We start from the raw sequence: 8,290 nt of genomic DNA on the forward strand, positions 1-8,290 counted from the left end.
CTTTTCAGGGTTCTCAGACTACTATGAAAGCTCCGTTACCTTGCCAGATTTTCAGCGTCATCTCACTTAGCATAGCCTTGTGATTTATCACTGCAAGAGCATTACGCATAGCCATTGTTGGCATTCTGGTTTAGGTAATCTCCAGTTGACGAAAGTAGTAGGCTAGTGTGAATTGTCGGATATGCTTTCGTTCCGTTACTACTGGTTCTCCAGCGTACCGTATGAGTTAATTGATAACCCACTGAAAGGCATTTATTTTCAGCGTTACTCATACCACAGGTTTCAGACAAGTTTCCTGTGTCCACACGTAACAGAGGTTTGGAACTCACATTCAACAAATCTAGTTTTATCCTCATATTCACTTAACCTTGCAGTTCAGTCGTGCTCTATTGTCTTTGAACAACTTTCTGCTTTCCTGCCGTGCTATTTTCCCGTACAGTTTTCGCCTTTCGGTTAGGCAGGTGGTTTCCCGTGTTATCTTACGGAGTAGTGCCTTTTTTCTGTCCCCCTTTCTTTAATCTACTTCTAACTTTCGTCCCTCTGGACGCACAATACCGACGTGCGACACCGGCCCGTCGCTGTTATAGGTTTTCGTGAAGAAAATCAGGTCGCCGGGCTTTGCTTCCGAACGTGATACAATCGCGCACTGGTTGTAAATGCCGGTGGCCGTAGTCCGGGGCAGGTTGTGAACACCGGAATGGGTGTAAACATAGCAGACAAAACCGCTGCAATCAAAAGAGGTTGACGGGGAGGAGCCGCCCCAGACATACGGATACCCCAGGTATTTTTCCGCTTCGGTTATCAGCGCGGCAAAGGACGGGTCGGACAGGACTTCCCCCGGCACCTGATAATGCTCACCCTCGGAGGGATTGGCATAAATGTCATCTCCGAACAGGTAGGGCTTATTGCCTTTGAGTTGGAGCAGGGCCGCATATCGCTGTTTTTCGTCCTCTGTCAGCCGTTCTGAAAGGATCGTGCCCAGGGAACGGTTGCGCAGGGTCACATGAAGAATGTAATATTCGTAGGCTTCTTCCTCCTCATGTTCGTCGCCATCTTCATCTGTCCAGGTCACGGTGCGGTAGCGTATCTGCACCTCCTCACGGGTAGTCAGGATATATTGCTGGTCGAACAGGGCCTGTAACTCCGTCTGAACCTGGGCCGGGGTGAACGCATTGAATTTAGCAGTCAGATACGAAATCAATTCATTGGGGTCATGGCCGATGGTGTCTACGTCATACTGATACTCGTCATAGCCGGGAAATTCACTTTCAATGTTCGCCATACGGCGCTCCAACTGCTTCTCCAGGTCGGTATAGCCATTGTTCACCTGCAAGATGTCAGGATCTTCGGAAGTATAGGAAGTGCCTAACACGGCCCCCATCGCTCCCTCCATTGTCACGGAACAGGAGGACAGGGAAGAAAACACCATGATAAGCAGCAGCGCGATACCGCCCACAAGCAGCAGCACCCCTTTGTTGCTTTTAATGACCGTGACAGCAGCATGGCCGATGTTCCCCACGGCTTCCTTGGCTTTTTTCACCGCAGCCGCGCCGCGTCTGCCGTTTTTATGGGCTTCCCGGTAGGCTTTGGCATATTCCCGCTTTACCCGCCGCTTTTGGTACATCGTGGACAGGGAGTGCTTTTGCAGTTCCGGGTTATCCCGCACAGCCGCCCGGTAATTGGCGTTTACGGTGGCTTTGGCACTCTTGACCTCCAGCTTATCCACCTTGCGGTAGGGGGTGTCTTTCGCATAACGGTAGCCGCTTTTGACCGCACCAGCCGCTATATTTTCTGCTGCAAACTCTGTTTTGTGGGCGGCTTCGGTTCCCACATTTTCATGCTCCACCTGCCGGATTTTGTTGTGTACCGCCAGATCAGCGGTGCGGCCAGCTTTGAGCGCGCCTTTGGCCGCCGGATTTTTCTTCCCCCGTGGCCGTACCTCCTCCTCAAAATGCAGAGTAGGGCGGACTTTGCCAGTCGCAGAATCAAATTCCCGCTTTATCCGTGGGCGGTACTGCTTGGGTACTTCTGCCTTGGCTTTCTCTAATTTCTGGCCCAGGACTTCCGCCTTTTTCTCTGCATGGGCGGCCCGTTCCTCTGCGGAAAAGCGCAGCCGCTTACTTCTGGCCGCGTCGTCCGCGTCATAGATATTACGCTTTCGTTTCATAGGATTTATTGACCATACTAAGGCTTACTCCTTTCACAGATTTTGGTATCACAAACTCACTTCATGCTTTTTGGACGGGGTCGGCGGCTTCTCCTTGCTTTCCTGTTGCTTCGCCGCTTTCAGGCCCTCACGGACAGAGGGCTTTTCTTCTTTCCCCCTGGCCGCAGCCTTTTCCAGACGGTCAATACTCTGCAACGCACGGGTCACGCCTTTTTCCATGCCCTCCAGCATAGCCTTTGACTTCTTTAACGGTTTTGCAATCGCGGCCAGAACGCCTTTATCCTCATTCCGCTGTGTCAGTTCGGCGGCTTCCTTGCCAATCAGAGCACGCCCTAAATTTTTGCCGTGCTCATTGAGCGCGTGAAGTTCACTCCCCACAGCGTTGATACGATCTATGCTTTTCTGCGTATCGGAGATAGAGGCGTTCAGATTATCCCTCATATCGTTCAGGGCGGCCTTTATCCCCATAAAGTCGGCTGCTTTGTTCAGGGCAGAAATGCCGTGCTGCTTCACCGCCGCCAGGGTTTGCTTCACCATATCAGACAGACTTGTTCTGATATGGCCTAACTGGTCTTTTGCCTGCTCTACCTTTTGCTGTGCCGATGATACGCTTTTTGTCACCGTGGCTTTGATTCCGTTATCCTGTATGCTCTCAAGCTGCTCCCGGACTGCTTTCAGTTCGGACAAAACAGCCGTGTACTGTTTTTCCATCTGGTTCAGTTGCGTAACCAGGGAAGAAAACTCAGAGGCTTCCTGTTGCTGGCCGTTTTGAGATAACAGCTTGAAAAATTCTTTAAGATGTTCCTGTTCTCCGATGGGAACCTGTAAAGTTTCGTTCACAAATAATCTCCTTTCCTGCCCTGTGTATCAGCGGCCCCTTATGCCGCCAGATCGGAGGGCTTGGTAGTCATAACGCGGTATAGCTGTGTATCACGCGGGAATTTATCCACAAAGGGAATGATCTTATCCCCGAAGAATAGCAGGCCCTCACCCTCACCGCTGTTGGTTACATGGGTCAGTTCCTGGGGTGAAATCCCTAACCGCTGGGCTAAAATGCCCCGGTCACTGGCACCCTGGTTGAGCATGAGAATGAAATCGCTGTTTTCCAGGATATTTTCAATTTCCGGGCTGGCTAAAAGGTCTTTGACATTCTGGGTCAGCGATGTGGGAATGCCGTTCCATTTCCTGAATCGCTTATAAATCTCGGCTGTATAGGCCGCAGTCTGCGGCTCTTTCAGGAGCATGTGAAATTCGTCCAGGAAAATACGGGTGGTGACACCGGCGTAACGGTTAATTGTGGTGCGCTGCCAGATGTGCTTCTGCACATTTGCCATGACCAGCTTTTTTAAGCCCTGGCCCATCTTGCTGGTGTTGTAGCAGACAAGCCGGTTATTTAAGTCCACGTTGGTTCTATGGTTCAGATACGACAGACTGCCAGTGACGTAAATTTCCATCGCCGTAGCCAGATCGTCCGCCGTGTGGTTATCCTGTGCCCGCAGGCATTGATACAGGTCGCCTAAAATCGGCATATTCTCCGGGGTGGGGCGTTTCAGATAATCCCGATACACCAGACTGATACAGCGGTCAATCAACGATTTTTCAATCGGCATAAGCGGGTTCCCGTAGGAAGCCATCATCAACTCACATTGAGAAAGCAGGAAATCGGCCTGCATGAGCATAGGCGATTCCCCTACATCGGTGGATAAGTCTAAATCCATCGGATTCAGATAGCTTTGGCTGTCCGGTGCCAGGTAGAGTACCTGGCCCTGAAGCTGCTCCACCAGAGCGGTGTATTCGTTTTCCACGTCCAGAATCAGAATGTGGTCGGGCGTGGCAAAAAAGGAGTTTGCGATTTCCTTTTTTGCGAAAAAGGACTTGCCACTACCCGGAGTGCCAAGCACTATCCCGTTGGGGCATTTCAGCGTTTTTCGGTCAGCCAGAATCAGGTGTTTCGTCTGCGCGTTCACACCATAGTACAATCCGCCTGGCTGGAATACCTCACAGGAACGGAACGGCAGGAAGATTGCCGTTCCGCTTGTGGTAAGCCCCCGTTGAATTTCCACCTGATTGACACCCAGAGGGAGCGCGGACAAATAGCCCTGTTCCTGCTGATAGTCCAGCCGGATCAGGTCACAGTTGTTGGCGTTGGCGATACCATTCACCGAATAGATGATGTTTTCCAGCTTCTGTTTCGTGGGGGCGGTATGCACCAAAAGGATTGTGACCATGAACATCTTTTCATCATGGTTCTGCAAATCCTCCAGCAGCTTTTCCGCTTCCTTGCCGAACGTCACCAGATCGGGCGGCAGAATATCCATATCGAAACCGGAGCGCACCGCCCGCTTTTGTTCGTCAATCTTTGCCTTGTCCAAATCGCTCAGTTTCCGCTTGACCGCTTTCAGCGCGGCCCCCTGGTCGAGTGCTTTGGCGTGAATGCTGACAATCTGGCTGCTTTCGATATTCAGCAGCGCATTGAGCAGGGTATCGTAAATCTTGGTGGCCCGGATCTGCAAAAAGGAAACCGCGCCGACTGACGGGCCGACGCGGAAGTACCGCCCCTCCTTAAACTGAAAGGAGCTGGGCGCGATATAGTCTTTGCTGGACAGGCCGGTGCCCGTCAGGGAATCCCAATTAAAACGGAATTTTTGCGGTTCATCTAAATGCAGGCACTGGTGGAGCAGCAAAAGCCGTTCATAACCGTCCATGCCGTGAGCCTCGGTTCCAATCCCTTTGAACCGGACAAGTACGTCCGCTTCAATCTGTTCCAGCCGGGAAGCCGCCTGACGAACATCGTCTGCTTCCACAGTAAAGGTCAGGCACAAACGACGTTCTGTTTTACACAGGCCCGCCTTGGAGAGCAGCATATCGCTGTATTCCTTGCGAATCGTGTCAAATCCGTCGCCGGTGGACGGTATCCGCAGGATTTTCCGGTACTCCGCCATATCGGGATAGTAGCAGACTACGGACAATTCAAAGGCCACAGACGGGCCGAAGTAGTTGACCAGCCTGCAATACAGTTCAAAAATCACAGCCTTGTCATCGTCGGAAGCCTCGGCATAGCTGCAATCTTCAAAGGCCACGCTTTTACTGTAAAGGCGGTTCCCCAGGCTGCACACCCCGTTTTGATACATTTCCTCATAGGGAATGGTCTGCTGGGCACTGGCGGCGATTTTACCGTCGCGCTTTGCCCGTTTGATGGCCTTTGCCAGTTGTTTTTTCTGCGCCGGTGTCAGGGGCGTGTCGGGCCGGATCACCAGTTCGTCGTTCCACCCGACCATCTTTTTTGGCTCCCTCCTGGGAAGTTTCAGTATTTGAAGCAAGCCACTTCACCTCCTCGTCAAAATAGGCTTGCCGTTCCAATGCGGCAAATCGGTTCTGTGTCCGGTAGGGGCGCTCATGGCGCGTCAGGAACCGGACACGGATATAGTTTTTCAGTTGCTTTTCCGGCGGCTGGCCGTTCTTCTCATAAAGTGCAAAGAAGAAAAACGGTAGCGCCGTGACAATCAGCAGAATCAGGGCAATATCGTTGCCCAGGCTGTCGCGGGTCAGAAAGTAGGTGGGCGCAGCCACCAGCGCGGCCAGCACAAAAAAGATAAGCTGGCGGCGGGTCAGGCCGAACACAACCTTGCTTTTGACCTCGGTTAAGTCCTTTGTGATATTTACATGGGCCAATCCATTCACCTCCTGTTATTCGTTCATAGTGGCGGCCCGCTTTAATGGGCGTTCAGAATACTCTTTGCCACGCCGCCCGACTTGAACAGGCTGAAACACAGCAGCGCGGTGTAGGCGACACACGACCAGATTGCCCCGTGCAGGTCGCCGCCGGATAGTGACAGCGTGTTGACCAGGACTGCGTAAATTCCGGTAATCACCATGATTAAGAAGCCTTGCAGCCCCAGGGCCGCAAGCCCCCGGACATAGTTGGTGCCGATATTGCCCCATTCATGGTTGGCAAAAGTGGCAAAGGGCAGCGGCCCCACGCTGGCGTAAATATAAATTTCAATCATTCTTCCGAACAAGATGATGGTGATACAGGCCCCCATGACCGTCATGGCGAAGCTGACTACCCACGTTTCCAACATCAGGGCAAATAGTTCTCCCAGCCCTTTTGCTTCTAATTCTGTGGTGATGGACGCTAAGGCCGATGATATGTCAATGCTGGCGTTCGCGTCGATCACTCCGGCGCTTTGCTGCACCATCGTCTGTGCCACCTCGAAGATGGCAACGATAAAGTCAAAGGTATGGCTGACGACATACGCCGCGATTCCCGCCTTGATAATCCACTTAAAGAAGATGAATGTATCGAAATCGTGCATGTTGTTCTTCTCCACAATCATGTGAATCAACTCATAGGACAGGATCGCGGCAATAACAAGGCCCGCGATGGGAACAATCACAGACTGTGACAGACTGTTAATCATGGAGAAGACGCCGGAGTTCCATTGCTCCGGCGTCTTGCCCACTTCCCCCGCGATGGTGGCGACCTTGGTATTTACATCGGCAAACATATTTGACAGGTTTCCCGTGATTGCTTCAATCAGGAAACTTTTGATCCATTCATTGATTGCGTCGATGATAAAATCCATAGGCCGTTACCCGCGTCTTAGCTGAATAAGCCGGACAGCAGGGGAACGACTCTAAGGCCCAGGAGAATGACACCTCCGCCAGCCATAAGCTGCTTGACACCCTGGCTTTTGCTGGCCGGGTTATCTCCGCCGTAGCCCTCCATCAAGTTGATAATTCCCCACACGCCGACACCGGCACCGATAGCAACAACAACCGTAGAAAGAGAAGATACCGCACTGTTAAAGAAATCCATAAATTTACCTCCTTGAATTTGAAAAATAATTGTTGATAGGGTGAAAAACAAAAAAATAAGCCCCACCGTTTGACAGGGAATTGCAACTCAAACGGCGGGGCTTTAAGCCGCTTCTTCAGAATCGGCTTCTCCGAGATCGTAGACCTCATATTGATCTTCCGGCTTTACTTTCAGCCGGTGGGCCAGGTACGCTTTTACATCAAGCGCATACTTGGGATTCGCGTCTGCGGTGTACTTATACATGGGGTGGCGGGTCAAATCATATTTACGGGAATAGAACGGCCTGACCCCCTGAACCTGTAAAATGCAGCGGCTTGACGGCATGACCGCCAATTCGTCCACGCTTTTCAGTTCTTTCCCCAGCTTTTGATAGTTCAGGCCATAGCTGCGGGAGGTTCCCCGCGTATCGCTGGTATTGTAGGTATCAATCGTTTCCTTTCCCAGCATAGTGGACACCATCTTCAAACTGCTTTCTTCTTTGCCGCCCAAAAACAGCAGCGACGAACAGCAGCCCGCAATGGTTTCCGCATTGTCCTTATACATTCCTTTTAACTGGCTGTATGTCTGGAGGACGATATGGGCCGATATGTTCCTTGACCTGATAACGCTGACCAAATGCTCCCAGTTCGGGATTTTTTGGTTTGCAAATTCATCAAAAAGGCAAGTCACATGAACCGGCAGCCGCCCATGATAGACGGTCAGCGCCCGATTGCAGAGCACGTTAAACATCTGGGAGTACATCATCGCCGAGATAAAATTGAATGTCGGATCGCTGTCGGACACCACCGCAAAGAGTGCGATTTTTTCATCTCCCAGCTTTTCCAGTTCCAATTCATCGTACTCCATCATTTCACGGACTGCCTGAATGTCAAATGGCGCGAGCCTTGCGCCGCAGCTAATTAAAATGCTTTTTAGTGTTTTTCCGGCGGCCATCTTAAATTTCAGATATTGGCGGACAGCGAAATGGTCAGGATTCTTTTGCTGTAACTGCTCAAACAGCAGGTCAACAGCCGATTTGAAGTTTTCGTCGTCCTCCCGGCACTCACAGGCATTGAGCATATCCAGCAGCGTAGTCATGTTCTTTTCCTCAGCGGGCGCTTCATAGTAGATGTAGGCGATTAGTGCCTGATACAGCAGGGCTTCCGCCTTGCTCCAGAAGTCATCGCCGCCCTTGCTGTCCTTGCCCTGGGTGTTCTCCATGATGACTGTTACCAGGGAAAGAATGTCGGTTTCACTGTGCAGGTAATGGAACGGTTCCGATAGGTAAGCCTTTGATGTTATCTCCGGCTTTTCCCCCGGTTAGC

6 protein-coding genes and 1 pseudogene are annotated in these 8,290 nt (G+C 51.5%); all 7 read right to left on the bottom strand.

Annotated elements, in window-relative coordinates; all coding sequences use genetic code 11:
* Positions 1-514: 514 nt before the first annotated feature.
* Positions 515-2,167 carry a C40 family peptidase gene (locus DXC51_RS30675; RefSeq protein ID WP_021639611.1) on the bottom strand — a complete coding sequence of 551 codons (1,653 nt, stop codon included), beginning with the start codon at positions 2,165-2,167 and terminating at the stop codon, positions 515-517.
* 48 nt (positions 2,168-2,215) lie between these two features.
* Complete coding sequence (locus tag DXC51_RS23635; RefSeq protein ID WP_021639612.1) at positions 2,216-3,007, bottom strand: DUF6674 family protein; 792 nt, start codon at positions 3,005-3,007, stop codon at positions 2,216-2,218.
* Between the two features lie 38 nt (positions 3,008-3,045).
* The gene (locus DXC51_RS23640; protein ID WP_044914875.1) at positions 3,046-5,445 is read right to left on the bottom strand and encodes a VirB4-like conjugal transfer ATPase, CD1110 family; all 2,400 of its coding nucleotides are present in this window, start codon (positions 5,443-5,445) and stop codon (positions 3,046-3,048) included.
* A complete protein-coding gene (locus DXC51_RS23645; protein WP_025489042.1) occupies positions 5,339-5,839 on the bottom strand; it encodes a PrgI family protein in 501 nt (166 codons plus the stop codon). The genes DXC51_RS23640 and DXC51_RS23645 overlap by 107 nt, the downstream gene beginning before the upstream one ends.
* A gap of 41 nt (positions 5,840-5,880) precedes the next feature.
* A complete protein-coding gene (locus tag DXC51_RS23650; protein WP_021639615.1) occupies positions 5,881-6,753 on the bottom strand; it encodes a VirB6/TrbL-like conjugal transfer protein, CD1112 family in 873 nt (290 codons plus the stop codon).
* Between the two features lie 17 nt (positions 6,754-6,770).
* On the bottom strand, positions 6,771-6,986 hold the full coding sequence (locus DXC51_RS23655) for a Maff2 family mobile element protein (RefSeq protein WP_025489041.1): 216 nt from the start codon (positions 6,984-6,986) through the stop codon (positions 6,771-6,773).
* Between the two features lie 102 nt (positions 6,987-7,088).
* Positions 7,089-8,240, bottom strand: a pseudogene (locus DXC51_RS23660) (VirD4-like conjugal transfer protein, CD1115 family); the annotation flags it as partial.
* Positions 8,241-8,290 lie beyond the last annotated feature (50 nt).

The sequence above is a fragment of the Eisenbergiella massiliensis genome, from assembly GCF_003435485.1.